Source organism: Exiguobacterium sp. QJM3NY_9 (assembly GCF_056173545.1).
The window spans coordinates 1,498,074-1,517,599 of sequence record NZ_CM149679.1 but is presented as its reverse complement, the minus strand read 5'-3'; the positions used below and the strand labels follow the sequence as shown (position 1 = coordinate 1,517,599).

Below are 19,526 nucleotides of genomic sequence, written 5' to 3'. Positions count from 1 at the left end.
TCGTCATGCAAAACAAACGCTGGGAATTTACTCAAAAATGAGATGACCGTCTGCCTTGAGCAGTTCAACCGTTCGCTCGAGCGTGACATCTTTGACGAGAATATAGTCCGTATCATATGTGGATAAAGCAAAGATACTGATTTCATGTGCTGCAAGGGGACGAATCAGTTCAGATAAAATACCCGTCAATGCAAAATCAAGTGGACCTTCGACCTTGATTGCCCGAAATCCGGACTCGATTTTTACGTATGTCTCGGCTGTCGGAATTTTGGATGTCTCGCAGACGACCGACAGCTCATCACGTGTTTTCATGATGTTCCAAAATGATCCACTCTGAAAAATCCATTTCGGTACTATGGCTTCAACCGCATAGCGGACAACCGATAATTTTTCTGGTAAGACTGTTAAGTTCAATTGTTTATCCCCCTCTTACCTGAGATGCCATAAGAATACCTCCGAATCTTAGCCTTGTACAGGTCCAGATTTCGGAGGTGTTTTTTACGCCTTCGTCCAATTTGCGACAAGGGTGACGTCCGCTGCGACGAGTGTCGTCGAAATCGGACAACGGGCATCGACGATTTTTTGCAATTCCTGGACCCGTTCTTCCGTTTCCGATGTCGTGACCTTCGCATGGACCGTGACCCGCTTGAATTGTGTCCGGACAGACGGGTCACCCATCATGCCGCGCGGGTCGATTGACCCTTCGACTTCAAAGTCGATTCCTTGTAAATCAAACTCAATCTCTTTTGCGACGAAGTTCGCGACCGCATTTTCACAACCGACGAGGGCGACGAGTAATGTCGCGAGCGGATTCGCTCCTTGATCCCCTCCGCCCATGCTTTCCGGTTCATCAATCCGAATCGTATGACTCCCTGCCTGACCTTCCGTGTACATTCCTTTTGAGACTGCCGTTACTTTTTCAATCACAATCAACCGCTCCTTTTAATCGTTTAGTTTTTCAATATGAAAGTAGATTATTCAACGACGTTGCCTTCAGCCGGGATCGGGTGAGCATGCAGCAGCTTCGCGAAGTGCATCAAGTTGTAGGCCATGACTTTCGCGTGCCCTTGCGTGAACGCGTTGTTTTTTCCGTTTGCTTCAATGAAGGACGGACCGGGTCCCGCTTCACCGACCCAGTACGTATCGACGTTCGGCGGAATCGTAAAGCCGATATGTGATAATCCGTAAAGGATGGACGCCGATGCATGCTTCGCCCCGTCCTCGTTCCCCGTAACGATGACTCCCCCGACTTTGTTGTAATAGATGTATTGCCCTTTCTCATTTGTTAACCCGCTGCCGCCATACAACCGTTCAATGACTTGCGTCGCGATGCTGCTCTTCTCACCGAGCCACAGTGGCGTCCCGATGACGACGATATCCGCCTGTTTGACTTTTTCAAAGATTGCCGGCCACTCGTCCCCGTCTCCCTCGTCAGTCGTCACACCATAGGCGACATTATAATCGACGACACGGACAATTTCCGACGCGATGTCAAAGTCTTGATAATAAGCCATCACTTCGTTGATTAAGGCTTCCGTATTCGATAATTCGTCTGACGATTTTAATGAACAATTCAAAAATAGAGCTTTTGTCATCCGTCCCAACTCCCTTATCGTCTAGCATCCACGTACTTTTTTATAATTCCTTTGTTTTTGATTCGTCAAACCTGACCGTCCTGCATTTGAAACCGTCACAACTTCTCCATTAAAAAAATTGAACTTTTATTTTAAAACCTCGAAAAAATAATTTTCAGACCGATAGTATATATATCACTAACTAGAAATCCACCAGGAGGTCCATCTATGACTGAAGCAAGAACCCATTCCATTCGCACACGTTTGTTACTGATCGTCAGCTCCATCCTCATCATTTTTTTCCTCTTTAGTAGTGCCGCCCTTTATTACAACACGAACCAAACAGCGGTTTCGACGCTTAAAAAAACAGCGGAACAAGACGCACTCCGGATCGCTAAAACATTCGATACGGCTGCCTACGCTGAATTTTTAAACAATCCGACCGCTTCCGAGAATTATGAAACGCTTCGTGAATCGCTCGATACGTTACGGCAGCAAAACGGTTTACTGTATGCCTATACGGCAACGGTCGACCAAAATAAAGTCAACTTGTTGATTGACGGTCTACCGAAAGCAGAAGCGGCAGCCATCAACGACCCTGCGACCGGTGCCGTCGCAAAGGATATGAAAAACGTCCTGAACGGTGAGACCCATACGACGGACGTGATTGATGATCCGGAATACGGACAATACGTCAGCGTTTATGTGCCGCTAAAAGATGCCTCGACCACGATCATCGGCATATTAGGTGTCGACATCGCAGCAAAAGACGTCGATGCGCTAACGACCGCTTTACTAAAACAAAACTTACCGCTCTTCATCGGTTTATTACTGATTTTACTTGCACTCACCTTAGCTGCCTTGTACTATATGCTCGGACGGAAGCTCAAACCGCTCGAGACGCTCCAAGCCGTCTCAGAAAACATCGCGGCCGGGCAACTTCGGCAGGCGGATACACAACTGACCCAGCTCGAAATCAAATCGCGGGATGAGATTTATTCGCTCGCCCACTCGATTAAACAGATGAATGACATGTTACGGACGATGATCACTGACATCTCGCAGACGTCACTTCTCGTCCACAAGACGAGTCAATCGATCGACGACAGTACAACGGAAGTCCTCGACGGTTCAACACAAATCGCACAGACGATGACGGAAATCGCGACCGGGACCGAAAGTCAGACCCACGTCACGTTATCATTGACGGATGAAATGGATGCGTTCTCGAAATTAATCGGGGCGACTTCGACGGAAGGTGAACAGGTCCAGATGACGGTAGCTGAGATGCGTGACATGACTCACGCCGGACGTTCCCAAATGGAACGGTCGGTCGGTCGGATGGAAACGATCCATCAACAAGTTCACGCTTCAACAGACCAAATCCAGCAACTGAAACAACAATCGACGGAAGTCCAAGCGCTCGTCACAATCATCCGTGACATTGCGGCGCAGACGAATCTACTTGCACTGAACGCCGCGATTGAGGCAGCACGTGCCGGAGAACAAGGAAAAGGCTTTGCTGTCGTCGCGTCCGAAGTCAAAAAACTGTCGAACCATGTCGCAAGCAGCGTCAATGAAATCGCAGCAATCGTCCAAAGCGTCCAGGAAAACACGCAGCAGATGGAAAGCAGTTTTGCTTTGACGCTGCAAGAAACAGTGTCCGGACAAACGGATATTAAAGAGACGGATGCTTCGTTCCGCCACCTCGCTGAACACGTCACAAGCGTCGCCTCGTCGATGGCACAAATGACCGATCAGATGACGCAAGTCACGCAATCGGAACAAACCATCCGCAGTGCCCTGCACGAAATCGCGACGGTCGCAGAGGGTCATACGGCAAACAATGAGGAAGTCGCAGCCGCTTCTGAACAAATGATTGCGACGATTACGGACCTGCATACGCTTGTCGCGACCCTCAACACAACTTCTCGTCACCTGGAAGATCAAACGAACAAATTCTCGTTATAATGAAAACCGCGCAGTGCCCAAATGGGATACACTTGAAAAAGTGAACCGTTTGGGTTTTTCTATTGTGAGACGCCACTCGCCGGTACCGTGTAATCATGATTGGACTACCGTAAAATCAAATTGACACCTAGAAAGTGAGGCATCTTATGGTCATCAAACTATCACCGCTAAAACCCGTCTATTATGAAGGGGGTGAACGCGCCGTTCTCCTCTTACACTCGTTTACGAGTAATCCGAACGACATGAAACCGCTCGGACGTTATTTGCAGCAAAATCAGTATTCGTGTTACGCCCCGGTACTTAGTGGTCATAGCCTGCCGGCAGAAGACCTTCTGACCTATGGACCAGCCGACTGGTGGCAGAATGTGCGCGACGCTTATCAACTGTTGCAGGACAAAGGATTTGAAAAAATCGCCGTCGTCGGACTTTCGCTTGGCGGTGTCCTTGCGTTAAAACTGGGACAACAACTGCAGGTCAACGGGATCGTGACGCTGTCTGTGCCGATGTACAAGAAAGCCGGTTCCCTGCAAAAACGACTGTTATATTATGCCAATCGTTATAAACAGATTGAAGGGAAGGAAGACAAGCAAATCGAATCAGAAATGGAAGCGCTCCGGCATCTCCCCGTTGATTCATTGGTCGATTTTGAACAGCTCGTCAACCAAACACGGGACAACTTGGTGCAAATCGATTCTCCGATTCGCATTCTGTACGGAGAATTAGACGCGCCCCTGTACAAAGAAAGTGCCGAGGAGATTTTTAACCGCGTGGCGTCAGATCAAAAATCAATTAAGGGGTTTGCCCAATCAAAACACTTGATGACGTTAGGTCAGGACAGAAACGACATCAATGAAGAGATTCTTACCTTCTTAAACGAGCTGACGTGGTAGAAGACAGGCATTGAAAGCAAGTTCATTTTTTTAAAAGGCACCCTGTACGCTACGGGATGCCTCTTTTTATATCGTCAGCATGCAGAGAATCAAAACGATTGACGACGAAATCGGCAGGTGTTATATTTATCTCGAATTAAAGATATTTGAATCAAAGACAAATTGAGGTGAACGACATGGAACAGCCGAATCCGAACTTAAAAGCGTTGACCGTCATGGTTCGGGCCGTCGATGCGCTTCATGAAGTGATCAAACAGGATGTTGCGAAGTCCGGACTAAATCCGACTGACTTTTCCGTCCTTGAGTTGCTGTACCATAAAGGAAGGCAACCGATTCAACTGATCGGTAAAAAAGTCTTGATTACGAGCAGCAGCATCACCTATGTCATCAATAAGCTTGAAAAAAAGAATTACGTCGTCCGGCAGGCGTGTCCGACTGATCGGCGCGTGACATTTGCCGAACTGACCACAGAAGGCCGAGAATTAATGGACACGATTTTTCCGGAACATGAGAAAACAATCAATCAGGTGTTCGAAGGAATTGACCCGTCTGACATCGAAGCGTTGATTAACACTGCTAAAAAAGTCGGCTATCAGGCACAAAACCATTAATTTTTTTAATAGATATCTCGATTTCGAGATAATAATCAAAGGAGCGATTTTCATGAATGAATTAAAAGGGATCCACCACGTCACGGCAATTACCAGCAGTGCCGAGAAAAACTATGCGTTCTTCACAAATGTCTTAGGGATGCGTCTCGTCAAGAAGACCGTCAACCAGGATGACATCCAGACCTATCATCTATTTTTTGCCGACGACAAAGGGTCAGCCGGGACGGATATGACATTCTTTGATTTCCCCGGCATTCCAAAAGGAACACACGGTACAAATGAAATCTTTAAAACTGCTTTTCGCGTCCCGACGGATGCAGCGCTTGACTACTGGATTAAACGGTTTGATAAATATGACGTCAAGCATCGCGGCATCAAGGAACAGTTCGGGAAACAGACGCTCTCGTTCGTCGATTTTGATGACCAGCAGTATATGCTGATTTCAGACGAGTTGAACGAAGGCATCGCCTCCGGAACCCCGTGGCAAAACGGTCCCGTTCCATTAGAATTCGCGATTACCGGTTTAGGTCCGATTCACATCCGGATCGCGGAATTCGACCGGTTAAAAGACGTCTTGGAAAAAGCGATGCTGATGCGGGAAATCGATCAAGCCGGTTCCCTGCATCTGTTTGAGATGGGTCAAGGCGGAAACGGTGCCCAGGTCATCGTCGAGCATAACCTGTTACTGCCGAGTGGACGTCAAGGGTTCGGCACCGTCCACCACGTCGCGTTCCGCGTCGAAGACACGGCTGCGTTAACTGAATGGATTGAGCGGATGCACCAGTTACAATTCAACACATCGGGCTACGTCGACCGGTTCTTCTTCGAATCGCTGTATGCACGGGTCGCCCGCGGTGTCTTGTTCGAATGGGCGACAGACGGTCCCGGCTTCCTAGGCGATGAGCCGTACGAAACGGTCGGAGAAAAGTTATCCTTGCCACCATTCCTCGAATCCCAACGGCAACAGATTGAACAAATGGTCCGTCCGATCGATACCGTCCGAAGCACACGGACGATTGAAAAAGAATATCTTTAAGAAGGAAACACTACTTTAAGAGGAGGAAACGATCATGACAAAATTAAACATCGGCATCATCTTAGGCTCAACACGGGAAGGCCGTTTAAGTCCGCAGGTAGGCAGCTGGGTCAAACAACTGGCCGACCGACGCGGTGATGCCAACTATACGATCATCGACATCGCCGAGTACAAATTACCGCTGCTTGGTGAAAAGGACGGCGACGCAACAGGAGCAGCCGCCTGGTCTGAAGCAATTGCGGCGCAAGATGGGTTTGTCTTCATCACCCAGGAGTACAACCACTCAATCTCCGCTTCCTTAAAAAATGCCCTTGATTACCTCCGGGTCGAGTGGCATAACAAAGCGGCAGGGATCGTCTCCTACGGCTCAGTCGGCGGTGCGCGTGCGGCAGAACATTTGCGCGGCATCTTAGGTGAATTGATGGTTGCCGACGTCCGGGTCCACCCCGCTTTATCGTTGTTCACGGATTTTGAAAATGGAGCTGTATTAAAGGCGGCATCCGTCCAGGAAACTTCCGTGAACCAGATGCTTGACCAGGTCATCCCGTGGGCGACCGCCTTAAAAACGATTCGCTGAGCACCGCATCGTGGTGAAACACCTATGCAAGCGCACTAAAAAAGCGACTCCGGCACGATACCGAAGTCACCTGATTGCTACTCTTTTATAAACGTAAGGCGCAGTTCCGAAGCAGGAGCTGCGCCTTTTAGTGCGACACTTTTGTCATAACGTCGTTGCGACTTCCTGCAGGTCATCCGCCGTCTCGGCAATCGATTCTGCGACGGTCCGCATTCCTTCGATTGTTCCGGCGACATCCTGCGTATCGTTCGACAAGTCGACGAGTTGTTTTGAGACATGGATCGTCTGATTCGAAATCACTGTGAAGGCCGCGACGACACGGGCGAGTTCGCTTGTCGTCTGCGTGACTGACTGTTCCGTTCCCGCCATCTGCCCCGAGACCGTCATCATTTTCGACGTGATTTCCTGCGCGATATCGGACGCTTCCGCGGCTGACCGTTTACTTTCTTCCGCTAATTTGCGGATTTCCTGAGCGACGACGGTAAAACCGCGCCCCATCTCACCGGCCCGTGCCGCTTCGATTGAAGCATTCAGACTCAGTAAATTCGTCTGATCGGAAATTGCCGTGACCATCGCAGCGATCCGCTCGATTTCTTGCGACAGGAACGCGAGCTGGGCAACTTGTTCCGTCGTTGCCTTCATGTCCGTGACGACGGCTTCGAAGCGTTGTGTTTCCGCTTCGACCAGTTTGCCGCCGTCTTCCGCTTCTTTGACGGCCTCTGCCAACTGACTAGAGATTTTCTCCGTCGTCATCGAAACGTTGTTCGCATGCCGCTCCATCTCCTGGAAACTCGCTGACGATTCTTCACTCATCGCCGCCAGTTCCTCGGTCGATTTTTGGACAGCGACACCGATCCGTTGTTTCGCGTCCATCACGTCCTGCCGTTCCCGGTCGACAGTCGCTTCATACATCGTCAAAACGATTTGTTGTTCGAGATTGAATAACTTCCCGACAGAACGCAACATTTTCATCTTTTCGAGCTCCGGCCAAGTACTTCGTTCGACCTGTCCGCTAAAGACGTTTAATACATTCTGAAAAGCGGCGATGTACCACTTATTATGTAGGCCGATCTGAACATGACGCATGGCAATCCGTTGCCGCACCGCAATATAATCTGTCGTCACTTTACCTTCGAACATTTGTAAAATGTGCGTCGCGAGCGTCCCTTTTAACCGCTCAAGTGTCGAGTGCCGTTCAATCAGTTGCTTGAGTTCCGGCACACGGACGAGTTCTGCATAAAAGGCATCGACCATCTGTGGCATCCAGTCTTTGACGTCATCACGGATGACCCGGACGTTTTGTAAATCCTCGACCGTTAAATCAATCAATCGGAGTTGTTTCACCAAGTCTGTCCCGAGTTCGAGCTCGACTTCGCTTGCGACCGATGCACGTGCTTTCTCAAAGTCGGTTCCTTGTCGGTTCGCTGACCACCATTTCATCATCCATTCCCCCAGTCATTCGTTCCCTCCCTAGTATCGGTTCATTTTCCAGATATTAAACGCTTTCAACACACTTTTTTCTTTTCTAGAACAAAATCATATGGATGATCGGCTTATCGTAGTCGTTGATTAATTATTTCCTTATCTTACGGTTTTGTTAGTTAACGAACCCGTGACGAACTGCTACACTAGATTTAAGTTTTTCACCACTTTAAGGGAGACTCCGCTATGCGAAAGACCACTCACGCACTTCAACCCGATTTGACGGATTATCAAAAAATTATCCGCTTGATTCAAGGACTCCATCATATTCACCCAGAGCCGATGAGAGCAGCACATTATCAAAAGCTCGCTGCCTATCTTCCCTACCCGCCACTCGAAGAACTCGAACAGCGTTTTGACTCCTGGACGAATTTATTGCAGGAAGCGGGTGTCATCACGGAAGGACAACTGACACCGGCAGAACTGTCGACATTGAACCGACCAAAACCAGGAACAGGACCAAAAAAGCGCTGGACGGTGGAACAAAGCATCGCTCATTACGTCGAGACATACGGGACGCGCGTGACGATTAAACGCTATTCCGACTTACGCGAGACCGAGCGTCGTATGGTCAGCAGCAATACGATCATCCGCCATTACGGGACGTGGAAAAATGCGTTGGAACAGTTTGCCTTGTCCTCAAACGGCTGTTTTACGAACGAAGACTGTCTCAATGGATTACGGCAAGCCGCGGACGAATTAGGTGATCGTTTGACGAGTCAGACGTATGCACGGTGGGCGCGCGAACACCATGCGCCTTCATTAACATTATTGATTGAACGGTTTTCGAGTTGGCGGGAAGCCGTCCGGTATTATGAAGCTCATGATTTCGAAGCGTGACGACCGTAAAAAAAGGACCATCCCGCTCGAGGATCGTCCTTCTTCGACTTATCATGTGTTTACGTTGACAGCTAACCAGTGGTCAAGCCGTTCTAATTGTGACGTGAACCCTTCTTTCATTCCCATCTCAAGAACTTGACGGACGGCTTCCGCTGACCCGAAGTCAGACCGGAAGATGACCCGCGTCTTTCCGTCAAGCGCTTCGAATGTCGTCTCATTTTCGCTTCCTGGTAAGGTTTCAGAAATCGTTCCTGCCTCGTCCGAAAAATAGTCGGCATGGGCATAACGGACCGGGGCGTCGATACTCCGGAAGATTGCTTTCCCCCATGACTCCATCCCGTAAAAGTCTCCTTGTGCCGGATCCAGACACCGCATGCAGTAATGCCAAACGCCGTTCGGGACAAACTCGAACTGTTTGATTTCCGTCTCCCAGCCGGCTGGTCCCCACCATGCCTCGAGGTGATCTTTTTCTGTGAATGCAGAAAAGACCAGGTCACGCGGTGCATCAAACGTCCACTCCATGATTAAGGTTGATCCGTCAAGCGTCGTTTTCAACTTTTCAGTCATCATCCGTCACTCCTTCAGTTGGTTTTTCCTGCAGCTCTAAAAGATACGATTCAAGGCGTAACATCCGTTCCTCGACTTGTTGTTCGAATGATCGGCTCCACGCTGTCAGCTTAAAAAAAGTTTCCGGGCGCAAATGATAGATCCGCCGATTACCGAGCGGTTTTACCTGGACGATCTCAGCATCATGTAGCGTCCGCAAGTGTTTCGAGACTTGCGGTTGATTTAAACTCAATCGCTCCGCAATCTCTCCGACCGTCAACGGTCCCCGTTTCAACAAGTCGACGATCGCAAGACGGTTTGCGTCTGCTAAGGCGACGATGATCTGTAACATCGGTTCTGTCATGGCTGTCACCTCTTCTATACCTTATATATACCCGAAAAGGAATATTCCAAACGAGGAATATATAAATTTGAGCGAATTGATTGTCGCCACGAGCGGTTCTGCTGTATCGTCAATCACAGTGAACGACGAAGAAAGCGTGGGATTTCAATGAAAACGGAATGGTTGGAAGCATTTCAGATGACGGCTGAAACAAAAAGTTTGACGAAAGCGAGTGAGCTGTTACATCTGACACAACCGGCACTCAGTAAACAGATTAAGAATTTAGAACACGATCTCGGTACAAACGTCTTTCACCGCTCGGCGACGGGGGTCGCTTTGACGCCGGCCGGCGAAATCGTTTATGCACAAGCCTTACAGATTTTGTCGCAACTGAGCGACATGCAACGGCAAATCGACCAATTGCAGGGGCAGGTTACGTTCACACTCGGGTCATGGCCGAGTGTCGCGATGTCCTACTTGCCGCAACACTTGGCGCTCCATCCGTCGGCAAACGGTCCGGAACTCAAAATCAAGACGGCCCATACGTATGTCGAGTTGATGGCCGGACTCGAGCAACACCATTACGACGGTGTCCTGCTCGACGACCGGAAAATCGACCATCCGTATCCGTCGACGCATCTTTATACGGAACAGTTTTTACTCTATTTCCACCGTGAAGATGAACGGTTTACGGGTTGCGACGACGTCCGGTTCGACCAGATCGAGGCAACTTCGTTTCTGTCGTTACCGACCGACTGCGACTCGACGAACATCTTAAAGGCAGCGTTCCAGGAGCGCGGTGCCACTTATACGGCTGCTTCCGAAATGGAGTTCGGGTCAAGCGTGCTCGGTTTCATCCGTGCTAAGCTCGGGATTGCCATCTTACCGGAGATTTTCCAGGACGGACTTCCCCCGGAAATCCGGACATTGCCGATCACAGGGTTCGATGTCAAACGTGAATTATCGCTTCTGACGCGTGACGCGACGCATCACAAGACATTGCTCGGTTTGATTGGTCACAATTAAAGCAATCTTTCATTCACAAAAACAAAGCTCGAGTTTCCGTTGTGCTTCGGGAAGTCGAGCTTTGTTTTTACATATAACCCGGCAAGTGGCCAATTTGACCTTAAGCCTCCTAGACATCAAGCAGCGGCCGCACTTCCATCCGCCAGCCGTACTGTTCCGCTTCCGCAAGTTGCGTCGTCGGATGGAGCAGCGCCAAGTCGACGGCCTGCTCCAAATCATCTGCTTCAAAAAGGATCAGGCTGCCGATTTGCTCCGGTTTACGCGTATCCGGTCCATCCTGCCGTTCAATCTGACCATCAAGGAGCCGGGCTTGTTTCGTCTCTTCCCCCGGACGCCATTCATACAAGACCTTCGTCTTTTCAAAAAAATCTTCAAGTGGTGGATTACACCGTTCCATGACGGCATCGAGCTCTTCTTGCGAGGACTGATTCATTTTTTCTGCATCGTAATAGCCGATGAATAGAAAGTACATCCAATCCCTCCTAGTTCTAAGGCTTCCCTGACACGTCGCTCTTTAAAAAAATACCCTGATTTGAGTTGACTTACTCGCTTAAATCCCCTATTTAACACAAAAACCCCTTGTCTCCCTGACAAAAACAAAGGGTTTCTTATTTATTTGCAATCTTGCGTAACAGATACAGCGCGTACACCATTGACGGAATCGCCATGACGAGCACCACGATACGCAACAGTCCATAAATGAAATTCAATTCTATATTATCCGTGCCTAGATCCTTCTTCCTATTAGTAATCAAGCGACTTCGCGACGACCTGCCGTGTTTTTTCAAAACCGATTCGCTCGTAAAAGACATCGACCCCGTCGTTGCTCATCCAGTAATCGAGTTCAACCTTATGTATTCCCTGCTCACGTGCCCGCCGTTCAATGTCTTCGAGCAACAGGCGACCGTAGCCGTTCTGCTGTTTCGTATCCATGATACAGAGGTGATGGACACGGACTTTTGCGTCAGCAAACTTAAATGCACTCTCAGCACGTCTGACGTACTCAATCCACGCGTAACCGATTGCTTCATCCTCCACTTCGAGGACCAGGAACTGATACAGCGCTTCCCCGGCGATTTTCGTAAAAAAAGCACGGACGGCATCAACGTCGTACGGCTTAAAATGATGCGGTTGCTGACGCACATGCGGCTCATGGACGTACCGGTTGAGTCGTGCCAGGACGTCGACGTCCGTTGTTTCGATGATTCGCATCGAGTACACTCCCGTCTTAATGTGTGATTTGCCCATTGAAGATATACGGCACCGTTTGTTGTTTCGTCAAGATGTGTTCATATTCCGGCTCGAGCTGCATGTAGCGGACGGCGTCCGGAATCGCGACCCATGTGATGTCTTCGATTTCATCCGGGAAGACGGTCCCGATGACACCACCGACGATGTCCGCCGTGAAAAAGAAGAACAGGCAGTGTTCGTCGACTTGCGGGAAAAAGGCTTCACTGACGTGTAACAGGTCTCCGACTTCGACGTCAAAACCGGTCTCTTCCTTCGCTTCGCGAATCGCGGCTTCCGGTAAAGTCTCACCTGCCTCGACCGTCCCGCCCGGTAACGTGTAATACGAATACGAGGGTCCGATGTTTTTGACCATCAACAGCTGATCCCGCGTCTCATTGAATAAGACGTTATAGACGATATTTTTCCGTAAAGTCATTCCTTACTCCCCCCATGAACAGATGGTATTTTTTAACTTAATCACTATAACATATTCCATTTAAAACAAGATAACTGCCTTATTAAATTGTATTATTCGAATAGGTAAAGCGAAACTAAGACTGAGCGACCACTTACTACCCCTAAAAAATGACTCCGCTCAATGGGAAAATTCGCTAAAAACACCTTACCGTCTCCAGCTGTAATGCATCAACTGTATCCGTTGACCGTTGAATTCCACTTCTTCTTTCTTGTCTGTACGCTCAAATCGGTTGTGCGCTAATATTTTTTGTGAAGCGATGTTTGCATCCGTCGTTTTGGCCTCGACTTCATCAATGTCGTGTTCCCGGCATTGTCCGAGTAGCAAGCGGACGGCTTCTTTTGCGATTCCTTTTCCCGCATGGACTTGTCCAATCCGGTAGCCGAGTTGGGCAGTTTTTTCGATTTGGTTCCGGTCGACCAGATTGATCCGCCCGAGAATTGTGCCGGTCTCGTCCTTGATCAGGTAAAAAAACGAACTGCCGTCTTGCTGTTCCTGCAGGAGCGCCGCGTGCCGTTCCTTAAACGTCTCCGGCAAGTAATAGGCGTCGCCCCGTGAAGGGATTGATTGTTCAAAAAAGAGACGGTTTTCGATTTCAAAGGCATATAGTGCTTCTATGTCTTTCGCGGTACAGATCGTCAGTTGGATGTTCATGTCATCCCCTCTTCATCTCAAGAATTGTTGCAACAAAAACACGAGCAGCCACAGTAACAGAAGCCCCGTTGTATTGACGGCAATGGTTTTAGACAACGGATCTTTCGACGTGTCCCGGAAACTGAACACATACAGGACGAACATCGTCACGTACAGGACAAAAAACCACTGCGTGATTACAAAAAGAAGCATTCCGGTAATCGTAACGTTTGTCGCCAGGCCGTTTTTTTGTCGGTTTTCGATTCTTGTAAACATCTAGTGTCCTCCGTTCATCATCATCTCGCTTTTTCCTTAAGTACATTATTCCTTGTTAAGAAAATCCAATTATTCCTTCCTATTCCGATATTTTCTAATTATAATCATATAGAATGCCGTTCCTCATCATCGCTCAAGTCAGGAACCTTTATGTTTATCAAACGAAAAGCAATTGATTTAGTCCGTCGCTGTTGTGAGATCCCGTCTGCTAACAAAAAAGACACAGCACTAAAAATTACTGTGTCTTCGATGACTTTTGCTTTTTTCCGACAAATACTATCGCACACAATAGGAAAAGAGTCCCTAAACCAGTACCGACGAACATCGCGGAGTCAAACAGGTTACTCAGTCCAAGTCCCCCCGTGATGGCGGCAGCATACAGCAGGAGAAACATGACTGTATAATTTTTCTTCAATTTGAATCAACCTCCTATATCGCTAGTATACTCGGACATTCATTCATTTGAATACACATAGCCTCAAGGAATGGACGTGATTCTAGTCTTTTACCGCAAAATCATTGCCGGATCGCTTACAGGCTCACTATATGCAATCGTACTCGGGCTGTTCGTTCCTTATCCGAGTGCTGATATCGGTTATTCAATCCTGCGCTATCTCTCGACCGTGATCATCAGTATTCCTGCCTATTTGATGTACAGCTTTCCGGTCATCTTCCTTTATGGTGGGACGACATCGATTTTGAGTGAGACATTCAGTCGATTCATCTACCGAAACCAAGCAAAGAATAGAAAAGAAGTCGTCCTTTCCGGCATACTCCATGTATCGTTCGGTCTCGTTTTTCTTATCATCAACCCACTTATCGCTTTCCTCAGCGTGATCGCTGCCGTCCTGTTCTTTACGGTTGATTGTTATTTACGAAGAAGACAAGCGACGTACCGATGGACGCAGGCATTGATGAGTCTTGAAATCCCGCTTGCCGTCTGGATCCTGTTCTCGGGAACCGACTATCTTATCGGTCTGTTCCAATCCTTGATCACCCTCTTGCAGCATACTATCAACTGAAAAAGGAGTCGTTACATATGTCAGTAACTACCTGCCATCGCGCGTTTGGCGTCTATGGCTTACTCGTAAAAGACCATCAATTATTAGTCATCAACAAAAATGGCGGTCCGTACATTAATCGCTATGATCTCCCGGGAGGCAGCCTCGAAGCGGGCGAAGTGTTAGCCGATGCGATGCGCCGCGAATTCCGCGAGGAGACGGGGCTCGAAATCGAACTCCTCCAAAACATCGGCGTGATTGACTTCAAACTGCCGTGGCTTTGGCGAAGTTTCACCGACGTCCACCACATCGCCGTCTACTACACCGTCAAGGCAATCGGCGGTGCCATCACGGTCCCGGAACAGTTCGACGGACAGGACTCGCTCGGGGCTGTCTGGGTCTCGGAACAGGATGTGACGCCTGACAATGCATCACCGCTCGTCCTCAAAGCCTTTGACTGGATCCGGTCGGCGCAGTTAGGAATCGAGGCAGAAACGTATGATGCCTGGACTGTTTTGAAGTAATGTTTTAAAACACTGCTTTCAATTCTTCCCCGCCTTCGAATAATTCACCATCTACATCCACATATTCGACTTGAATCGTGCCATGCGGGAGGTGGTTGTTTGACTGCAGTGTTGTACTCAAGTTGTTTAAACGCTTTTTGTCAGTCGCTTGTTGCTTGCGGTGAAGGGTGATACTGATTGTCGGTGGAATTTTCGTATCACGATAATCCACCTCGGCACCCGGTTGAAGATTTAACGCCATCACGCTTTCTTCATCAAAATGGACAAGATAATCCGCATCGTTCCCGAACACCGCTCCAACAGACGGCTGGATGACCGCGACCACGTCGGCTGTCCACTGTTCGACGTAATAGGTATCCACAACTTTGTTTGTCGACTGATCGAGATAGACTAAAAACTCAATGCCTGTTTTGCGATCGATGACTTGCGCCGCGTAATCAAATGCTACATGATTCCCCATGTTGTCAAAGTAGACGTCTACAACTTCGGCCTCTTCATAATATTGTTCCAGATAAGCTTCTGCTTGGCGTTTGACGATTTTTTCTTGCTCCGCGTCTGGTTGCATCGACCGGATGAAGAGGACTCCGAGTATTATAGTAGTTCCGAGAATTAATCCAAAACCGAATGACATACCTTTTACGAATCGACTCATCTGTCTCCTCCTGTAGTGAGCGTTATATCCATACGGAGCAAAATTTAACGTGATGCCATTTCTTAGCTAAAGAAAGTGTAGGTGGAATCCTTGAAATACAAAATCCAGTTCTTGTTGGTTAGTTGCCTGACGTCATTCGTTTTATGTGCCTGTTCGGCAGACGACGCCTATGTCATCGTCGACATAGAAGGAGACCAGATTTCTTTAGGACCGGACGAACAGGACCCGGACGCCTCCTATGCGTTGACGGAAGTCACGGTTGACCGGAAAACACGGATTTATGGCAAGCGGGACAACCGATCCGCTTTAAAGAAACATGACGTCATCCGTTTTGACTTCAGGACGGATCAGGAGCCGCTTGTCGAAACGATTGAGCACGGCAATTAACGACAGAAAGAAGGTCATCCTTATGGAAATTACAGGAAAACGAATTCTCGTCACCGGAATCAGCGGAACATTTGGCCCACGGGTCGCCCGCCGTTTTATAGAAGAAGCAATTGAAGTCCGCGGACTCGTTCGAAGCGAAGGACAAGCCGACCGTTGCAAACAACTTGGGATCACGCCCGCGTTCGGTGACTTGACGGACGCCGCAGCGCTTGAAACAGCGATGCAGGACATCGACATCGTCGTCCACTGTGCTGCTTACCTCGGCGACGACATCGAGCTTGCCGTAGCAGCGAACGTCACCGGAGTCGAACACCTCGCGGCTGCCGCGCTTGCCGCGCACGCCTTGTTCCTCCATATCTCGACGACTTCCGTTTACGGCGAACCGACGGGCGGTCTCATAACGGAAGCGACGCCACTGAGCGACGATTACCCGGCACCGTACATCTTGACGAAAGTACGGTCCGAACGGATTTTACAACAGTATGCGGCTGACGGACTTGACGTCATCATCCTCCGTCCCGGTGCGATCTGCGCCGAAGAAAATTCTTACTGGGGCGACCGGCAAGTCAAACGGATGCAGGAAACAAAAGTCGTCACGTGGGTCCATCCGGACGATGTGGTCAACTGGGTTCACGCCGATAATTTGGCGGAGATGGTTCACCTTGCCGTCCGGCGCGCAACACCGGGAGATATCTTTCATGCAGTCGACGCCAACATCCCGGAGACCGAATTTCGGATGCAACTGATAAAGGCGTCCGGTAAACCCTATCAGGTGCCGGACCGGTCGGTTGAACGCCCTCTCTACACAACGGATAAAATTAGGACGCACGGCTACACACCTGTTCGTTCGTTTTCGGAGACGATGCAGCGATTGATTGAGTTGTTTTAAAGGAAAAACAGGATTTAAAAAACTAACCTTTGATTTTACCGTATAACTGTAAGAAACCAATCATCGATTCTTAAGAAACGAGGTATCACTTTATGAAACGTATTCTCTCACTTGCCCTCGCAGTCAGTCTCATCCCGTTAAGCGGCTGTTCCGACGACACGACACGTGTTTCGACGACTGATACAATCGCCGCAGAAGCCCGTCAAAACAAAGATGCCGACTTAATCCGAATCAAAGACCGTGTTTACCAGCTATCCGATGCACCCGTGACGCTTACACAGGCAGACGTCAAATCGTTTGCGACCGTCACGAAACAATTGACCGCAAACGAGCCCTTAGCGGAAGGGATGGCGACAGACTGGCCGGCAGGAACGAAATTGTACCGGGGCGACACGACGGGTGTCATCTACATTTTCGAAAAAAATCAAACGTACTTGTATGAAGCGATTCCGGAAGGCTGATTTACTTTCCGAGTTCTGCTGCCGTCGCTTCGAGTAACGGATGATCTTCTCCTTCGGCACAATCCGTCAACAGATAGACGTGCGTTTCACCTGTTTGGTCTTTTTTCAACGCTTGACAGTTTTCCCCGTCCCGGTCGTCCGCTTGGCTGCCGAACTCATCCTGCGACGAATCAAGTGAATAACTGAACTGTTTTCCGTCATACGTGACGTCCTGAAAAATCGGGTCACCTTCTGTCGTGTAGGAAGTGATCCGGATGCTGTCCTCGCCTTTTTGATCAACTTGGTTCAAAAATGTCTGGAACCGTTCCACATTCTCACGACTTGGCGTCGTTACAATATCACCATTTTCGATTGCTTGTTCAATCGGATAACTTTTTCCACATCCGACAAGAACGACTACCAAAACAAGACCTACCCATCGTTGCTTCACCATTTGTCTGCCTCCTACCATAATAAGCTGTCACCACGCACAGTACCGTGCGTTAATTTTCTGGATGACGCCGCAACTGTTGCCGTAGTATATCGACGTCTGCCTGTTTAAATAATGTCTCATCCTGTTCCCCGTACCGTACGAGATGATAGAGCACCGGATCAACTGTCAGCCCGATCCGCTCTAACCATTCCTTCATCGTCTCTTCCGGTCGACGCCTAGATGAAGCGGGAAGGCGCTGGTCAAATATCTGAATCAATCGACGGACTTCAGAGACATTGTTTGATTGGTAAGAATGTGTATCATTACTCGGCGACGTTGACGGTTTTGGTAAGATGTTCAGCTCCTCTTCAAAAGAGGTATCACCACTTTGTTTTACCGTTCGTTTGTTCCGTTTCCTCTTCAACACAGACGCCAGTAAAATCAACAGCCCGATCGTCACGATGGCGCCGACTGAAGCGAGTGCTTTCGGAAATGTCACATCAACGAAATGAGGCATCGGACCAGCGGGAAAAGGTTTCCCCCTCAAATCTGGTGAGCCGAGTGGCTTACGTGGTTTGATGTCGTACTTAAACGCATAGTCAGCCGGTTCATGAATATATGTCGTGTAGAGATACTGCCCGAAGACTTGAAAAGAGGCTGCTAAAAAACAAACGACCAAAATAGCTATCCCTACTTTCCGTTTCATCTCACCCCTCCTTTTTTCCCAAATAATAACATTAAAATTAAGTACTTACAGCATTTTTCTTTCTTTTCAGTCAATTTAGACGTACAGTAAAGACAGACTTTTTTTAAGATAGGATGTGTGGCTAGATGTACTTACCGACGTTTCGACTTGATCAAACAACAGCCCTCGTGACCGGAGCCGGACGCGGCATCGGACGGGCACTTGCCATCGGGATGGCAGAAGCTGGTGCTGACGTCATACTCGTCGCCCGGACGGAAGCGGATTTACGGGAGACGGCAAGCCGGATTGAAGCACTCGGACGACAGGCGTTCGTCCTGACGTGTGACGTGACCGACCGGACGCAAGTCGTCGCGACGGTCGAAAAAGCCTATACGCTCGTCGACCGGATTGATACGCTCGTCAACAATGCCGGGATGAACATCCGCTCGAAAGCGCTCGACGTCACGGAAGACGAATGGGAGACGATCCAACAGACGAACTTGAAGTCGGCCTTCCTGTTTTCGCAGGAAGTCGGACGCCGGATGCAGGACACGGGTGGCAACATCATCAACATCGCCTCGGTCGCAGGTCACGTCGCTTTGCGGACCGGTGTCGTCTACGCGACGACGAAGGCGGCCTTGATTCAGATGACGAAAGTCCTCGCCCTCGAATGGGGTCCGAAAAATATCCGTGTCAATGCGATTGGTCCGTGGTATTTCAAGACGCCGCTGACGGAGCCGTTACTGGCGGATCCCGCCTACTTAAAGGACATCGTCGACGTGACACCGCTCGGACGGGTCGGTGAACTGACGGAACTCGTCGGTCCGACGGTCTTCCTCGCGTCGGACGCCGGATCGTACATCACCGGTCAGACACTGTTCGTCGACGGTGGGATGACGATTAAAGGGTTTTAAGTAGGAACGAAACGGGACTTTCCGATTGTAAATCGTGAGTCCTTTTTCGTCGTGTTTTTATAGATTCTCTAATTTTTATAGTCATTCCATT

General features: G+C 49.1%; 28 protein-coding genes. 13 read left to right on the top strand and 15 right to left on the bottom strand.

The genetic code is table 11. The annotated features are described in order from the left end of the window. Positions 1–27: 27 nt before the first annotated feature. The 3 genes from AC0VYQ_RS07825 to AC0VYQ_RS07815 all read right to left on the bottom strand — a co-directional run bounded on the left by AC0VYQ_RS07825 (position 28) and on the right by AC0VYQ_RS07815 (position 1,595). Positions 28–414, bottom strand: coding sequence for an ACT domain-containing protein (locus AC0VYQ_RS07825; protein ID WP_475404722.1), 387 nt, complete (start codon positions 412–414; stop codon positions 28–30). An 84-nt stretch (positions 415–498) separates the two neighbouring features. Next, positions 499–894 (bottom strand): OsmC family protein, encoded by a 396-nt coding sequence (locus tag AC0VYQ_RS07820; protein ID WP_214894402.1) that lies wholly within the window; start codon positions 892–894, stop codon positions 499–501. Positions 895–974: 80 nt separating this feature from the next. After that, positions 975–1,595 (bottom strand): flavodoxin family protein, encoded by a 621-nt coding sequence (locus AC0VYQ_RS07815; protein WP_475404721.1) that lies wholly within the window; start codon positions 1,593–1,595, stop codon positions 975–977. 207 nt (positions 1,596–1,802) lie between these two features. Between AC0VYQ_RS07815 and AC0VYQ_RS07810 the strand changes: the two genes are divergently transcribed. The 5 genes from AC0VYQ_RS07810 to AC0VYQ_RS07790 all read left to right on the top strand — a co-directional run bounded on the left by AC0VYQ_RS07810 (position 1,803) and on the right by AC0VYQ_RS07790 (position 6,659). After that, positions 1,803–3,545 (top strand): methyl-accepting chemotaxis protein, encoded by a 1,743-nt coding sequence (locus tag AC0VYQ_RS07810; protein ID WP_475404720.1) that lies wholly within the window; start codon positions 1,803–1,805, stop codon positions 3,543–3,545. Positions 3,546–3,691: 146 nt separating this feature from the next. Then, complete coding sequence (locus AC0VYQ_RS07805) at positions 3,692–4,435, top strand: alpha/beta hydrolase (RefSeq protein ID WP_475404719.1); 744 nt, start codon at positions 3,692–3,694, stop codon at positions 4,433–4,435. Positions 4,436–4,611: 176 nt separating this feature from the next. Continuing rightward, the gene (locus AC0VYQ_RS07800; RefSeq protein ID WP_214894321.1) at positions 4,612–5,046 is read left to right on the top strand and encodes a MarR family winged helix-turn-helix transcriptional regulator; all 435 of its coding nucleotides are present in this window, start codon (positions 4,612–4,614) and stop codon (positions 5,044–5,046) included. Positions 5,047–5,098: 52 nt separating this feature from the next. Further along, complete coding sequence (locus AC0VYQ_RS07795) at positions 5,099–6,082, top strand: ring-cleaving dioxygenase (RefSeq protein ID WP_214803597.1); 984 nt, start codon at positions 5,099–5,101, stop codon at positions 6,080–6,082. 34 nt (positions 6,083–6,116) lie between these two features. Next, entirely contained in the window at positions 6,117–6,659 is a 543-nt protein-coding gene (locus tag AC0VYQ_RS07790; RefSeq protein WP_475404718.1) for an NADPH-dependent FMN reductase, read from the top strand. Positions 6,660–6,803: 144 nt separating this feature from the next. Here AC0VYQ_RS07790 and AC0VYQ_RS07785 read toward each other — a convergent pair whose 3' ends face one another. Then, a complete protein-coding gene (locus AC0VYQ_RS07785) occupies positions 6,804–8,099 on the bottom strand; it encodes a protoglobin domain-containing protein (RefSeq protein ID WP_475404717.1) in 1,296 nt (431 codons plus the stop codon). Between the two features lie 228 nt (positions 8,100–8,327). Here AC0VYQ_RS07785 and AC0VYQ_RS07780 point away from each other — a divergent pair, with 228 nt between their 5' ends. Next, entirely contained in the window at positions 8,328–8,981 is a 654-nt protein-coding gene (locus tag AC0VYQ_RS07780) for a homing endonuclease associated repeat-containing protein (protein ID WP_088837067.1), read from the top strand. Between the two features lie 51 nt (positions 8,982–9,032). Here AC0VYQ_RS07780 and AC0VYQ_RS07775 read toward each other — a convergent pair whose 3' ends face one another. After that, positions 9,033–9,548, bottom strand: coding sequence for an SRPBCC family protein (locus AC0VYQ_RS07775; RefSeq protein WP_251137243.1), 516 nt, complete (start codon positions 9,546–9,548; stop codon positions 9,033–9,035). After that, positions 9,541–9,891 carry an ArsR/SmtB family transcription factor gene (locus AC0VYQ_RS07770; protein WP_475404716.1) on the bottom strand — a complete coding sequence of 117 codons (351 nt, stop codon included), beginning with the start codon at positions 9,889–9,891 and terminating at the stop codon, positions 9,541–9,543. Before AC0VYQ_RS07770 ends, AC0VYQ_RS07775 begins: the two co-directional genes overlap by 8 nt. A 147-nt stretch (positions 9,892–10,038) precedes the next feature. On the opposite strand from AC0VYQ_RS07770, the gene AC0VYQ_RS07765 reads away from it, so the two are divergent. Further along, positions 10,039–10,896 (top strand): LysR family transcriptional regulator, encoded by an 858-nt coding sequence (locus tag AC0VYQ_RS07765; protein ID WP_475404715.1) that lies wholly within the window; start codon positions 10,039–10,041, stop codon positions 10,894–10,896. 109 nt (positions 10,897–11,005) lie between these two features. Here AC0VYQ_RS07765 and AC0VYQ_RS07760 read toward each other — a convergent pair whose 3' ends face one another. From AC0VYQ_RS07760 to AC0VYQ_RS07735, 6 genes are all read right to left on the bottom strand, one after another. Then, the gene (locus tag AC0VYQ_RS07760; protein ID WP_475404714.1) at positions 11,006–11,368 is read right to left on the bottom strand and encodes a YciI family protein; all 363 of its coding nucleotides are present in this window, start codon (positions 11,366–11,368) and stop codon (positions 11,006–11,008) included. A gap of 272 nt (positions 11,369–11,640) precedes the next feature. Beyond that, positions 11,641–12,108, bottom strand: a complete 468-nt coding sequence (locus AC0VYQ_RS07755) for a GNAT family N-acetyltransferase (protein ID WP_214894305.1) — start codon at positions 12,106–12,108, stop codon at positions 11,641–11,643. A gap of 16 nt (positions 12,109–12,124) precedes the next feature. After that, positions 12,125–12,562 carry an NUDIX domain-containing protein gene (locus AC0VYQ_RS07750; protein ID WP_475404713.1) on the bottom strand — a complete coding sequence of 146 codons (438 nt, stop codon included), beginning with the start codon at positions 12,560–12,562 and terminating at the stop codon, positions 12,125–12,127. Between the two features lie 186 nt (positions 12,563–12,748). Further along, complete coding sequence (locus AC0VYQ_RS07745; protein ID WP_475404712.1) at positions 12,749–13,255, bottom strand: GNAT family N-acetyltransferase; 507 nt, start codon at positions 13,253–13,255, stop codon at positions 12,749–12,751. 12 nt (positions 13,256–13,267) lie between these two features. After that, positions 13,268–13,510 carry a hypothetical protein gene (locus AC0VYQ_RS07740; RefSeq protein ID WP_475404711.1) on the bottom strand — a complete coding sequence of 81 codons (243 nt, stop codon included), beginning with the start codon at positions 13,508–13,510 and terminating at the stop codon, positions 13,268–13,270. A 235-nt stretch (positions 13,511–13,745) separates the two neighbouring features. Then, complete coding sequence (locus AC0VYQ_RS07735) at positions 13,746–13,925, bottom strand: hypothetical protein (protein WP_475404710.1); 180 nt, start codon at positions 13,923–13,925, stop codon at positions 13,746–13,748. A gap of 76 nt (positions 13,926–14,001) precedes the next feature. Here AC0VYQ_RS07735 and AC0VYQ_RS07730 point away from each other — a divergent pair, with 76 nt between their 5' ends. Further along, positions 14,002–14,532, top strand: a complete 531-nt coding sequence (locus tag AC0VYQ_RS07730) for a hypothetical protein (RefSeq protein WP_475404709.1) — start codon at positions 14,002–14,004, stop codon at positions 14,530–14,532. Positions 14,533–14,549: 17 nt separating this feature from the next. Beyond that, on the top strand, positions 14,550–15,035 hold the full coding sequence (locus AC0VYQ_RS07725) for an NUDIX hydrolase (RefSeq protein WP_475404708.1): 486 nt from the start codon (positions 14,550–14,552) through the stop codon (positions 15,033–15,035). A gap of 4 nt (positions 15,036–15,039) precedes the next feature. Here AC0VYQ_RS07725 and AC0VYQ_RS07720 read toward each other — a convergent pair whose 3' ends face one another. After that, entirely contained in the window at positions 15,040–15,687 is a 648-nt protein-coding gene (locus tag AC0VYQ_RS07720) for a hypothetical protein (RefSeq protein WP_475404707.1), read from the bottom strand. Between the two features lie 90 nt (positions 15,688–15,777). On the opposite strand from AC0VYQ_RS07720, the gene AC0VYQ_RS07715 reads away from it, so the two are divergent. From AC0VYQ_RS07715 to AC0VYQ_RS07705, 3 genes are all read left to right on the top strand, one after another. Next, positions 15,778–16,074 carry a hypothetical protein gene (locus AC0VYQ_RS07715; RefSeq protein ID WP_475404706.1) on the top strand — a complete coding sequence of 99 codons (297 nt, stop codon included), beginning with the start codon at positions 15,778–15,780 and terminating at the stop codon, positions 16,072–16,074. Between the two features lie 22 nt (positions 16,075–16,096). Beyond that, positions 16,097–16,963: an NAD-dependent epimerase/dehydratase family protein gene (locus AC0VYQ_RS07710; protein WP_475404705.1), complete on the top strand. Its 867-nt coding sequence runs from the start codon at positions 16,097–16,099 to the stop codon at positions 16,961–16,963. A 92-nt stretch (positions 16,964–17,055) separates the two neighbouring features. Continuing rightward, on the top strand, positions 17,056–17,424 hold the full coding sequence (locus AC0VYQ_RS07705) for a hypothetical protein (RefSeq protein WP_475404704.1): 369 nt from the start codon (positions 17,056–17,058) through the stop codon (positions 17,422–17,424). 1 nt (position 17,425) lies between these two features. Here AC0VYQ_RS07705 and AC0VYQ_RS07700 read toward each other — a convergent pair whose 3' ends face one another. Both AC0VYQ_RS07700 and AC0VYQ_RS07695 read right to left on the bottom strand, forming a co-directional pair. After that, entirely contained in the window at positions 17,426–17,857 is a 432-nt protein-coding gene (locus tag AC0VYQ_RS07700; protein WP_214804667.1) for a DUF4362 domain-containing protein, read from the bottom strand. A gap of 49 nt (positions 17,858–17,906) precedes the next feature. After that, on the bottom strand, positions 17,907–18,542 hold the full coding sequence (locus tag AC0VYQ_RS07695) for a hypothetical protein (protein WP_475404703.1): 636 nt from the start codon (positions 18,540–18,542) through the stop codon (positions 17,907–17,909). Between the two features lie 125 nt (positions 18,543–18,667). Between AC0VYQ_RS07695 and AC0VYQ_RS07690 the strand changes: the two genes are divergently transcribed. Beyond that, positions 18,668–19,435, top strand: a complete 768-nt coding sequence (locus AC0VYQ_RS07690) for an SDR family NAD(P)-dependent oxidoreductase (protein WP_475404702.1) — start codon at positions 18,668–18,670, stop codon at positions 19,433–19,435. Positions 19,436–19,526: the final 91 nt, after the last annotated feature.

Coding starts and splice junctions, on each gene's coding strand:
- AC0VYQ_RS07820 (WP_214894402.1), bottom strand. CDS start 894: ATGTACACGGAAGGTCAGGCAGGGAGTCATACGATTCGGATTGATGAA.
- AC0VYQ_RS07815 (WP_475404721.1), bottom strand. CDS start 1,595: ATGACAAAAGCTCTATTTTTGAATTGTTCATTAAAATCGTCAGACGAA.
- AC0VYQ_RS07810 (WP_475404720.1), top strand. CDS start 1,803: ATGACTGAAGCAAGAACCCATTCCATTCGCACACGTTTGTTACTGATC.
- AC0VYQ_RS07805 (WP_475404719.1), top strand. CDS start 3,692: ATGGTCATCAAACTATCACCGCTAAAACCCGTCTATTATGAAGGGGGT.
- AC0VYQ_RS07800 (WP_214894321.1), top strand. CDS start 4,612: ATGGAACAGCCGAATCCGAACTTAAAAGCGTTGACCGTCATGGTTCGG.
- AC0VYQ_RS07795 (WP_214803597.1), top strand. CDS start 5,099: ATGAATGAATTAAAAGGGATCCACCACGTCACGGCAATTACCAGCAGT.
- AC0VYQ_RS07790 (WP_475404718.1), top strand. CDS start 6,117: ATGACAAAATTAAACATCGGCATCATCTTAGGCTCAACACGGGAAGGC.
- AC0VYQ_RS07785 (WP_475404717.1), bottom strand. CDS start 8,099: ATGAAATGGTGGTCAGCGAACCGACAAGGAACCGACTTTGAGAAAGCA.
- AC0VYQ_RS07780 (WP_088837067.1), top strand. CDS start 8,328: ATGCGAAAGACCACTCACGCACTTCAACCCGATTTGACGGATTATCAA.
- AC0VYQ_RS07775 (WP_251137243.1), bottom strand. CDS start 9,548: ATGACTGAAAAGTTGAAAACGACGCTTGACGGATCAACCTTAATCATG.
- AC0VYQ_RS07770 (WP_475404716.1), bottom strand. CDS start 9,891: ATGACAGAACCGATGTTACAGATCATCGTCGCCTTAGCAGACGCAAAC.
- AC0VYQ_RS07765 (WP_475404715.1), top strand. CDS start 10,039: ATGAAAACGGAATGGTTGGAAGCATTTCAGATGACGGCTGAAACAAAA.
- AC0VYQ_RS07760 (WP_475404714.1), bottom strand. CDS start 11,368: ATGTACTTTCTATTCATCGGCTATTACGATGCAGAAAAAATGAATCAG.
- AC0VYQ_RS07755 (WP_214894305.1), bottom strand. CDS start 12,108: ATGCGAATCATCGAAACAACGGACGTCGACGTCCTGGCACGACTCAAC.
- AC0VYQ_RS07750 (WP_475404713.1), bottom strand. CDS start 12,562: ATGACTTTACGGAAAAATATCGTCTATAACGTCTTATTCAATGAGACG.
- AC0VYQ_RS07745 (WP_475404712.1), bottom strand. CDS start 13,255: ATGAACATCCAACTGACGATCTGTACCGCGAAAGACATAGAAGCACTA.
- AC0VYQ_RS07740 (WP_475404711.1), bottom strand. CDS start 13,510: ATGTTTACAAGAATCGAAAACCGACAAAAAAACGGCCTGGCGACAAAC.
- AC0VYQ_RS07725 (WP_475404708.1), top strand. CDS start 14,550: ATGTCAGTAACTACCTGCCATCGCGCGTTTGGCGTCTATGGCTTACTC.
- AC0VYQ_RS07720 (WP_475404707.1), bottom strand. CDS start 15,687: ATGAGTCGATTCGTAAAAGGTATGTCATTCGGTTTTGGATTAATTCTC.
- AC0VYQ_RS07710 (WP_475404705.1), top strand. CDS start 16,097: ATGGAAATTACAGGAAAACGAATTCTCGTCACCGGAATCAGCGGAACA.
- AC0VYQ_RS07705 (WP_475404704.1), top strand. CDS start 17,056: ATGAAACGTATTCTCTCACTTGCCCTCGCAGTCAGTCTCATCCCGTTA.
- AC0VYQ_RS07700 (WP_214804667.1), bottom strand. CDS start 17,857: ATGGTGAAGCAACGATGGGTAGGTCTTGTTTTGGTAGTCGTTCTTGTC.
- AC0VYQ_RS07695 (WP_475404703.1), bottom strand. CDS start 18,542: ATGAAACGGAAAGTAGGGATAGCTATTTTGGTCGTTTGTTTTTTAGCA.
- AC0VYQ_RS07690 (WP_475404702.1), top strand. CDS start 18,668: ATGTACTTACCGACGTTTCGACTTGATCAAACAACAGCCCTCGTGACC.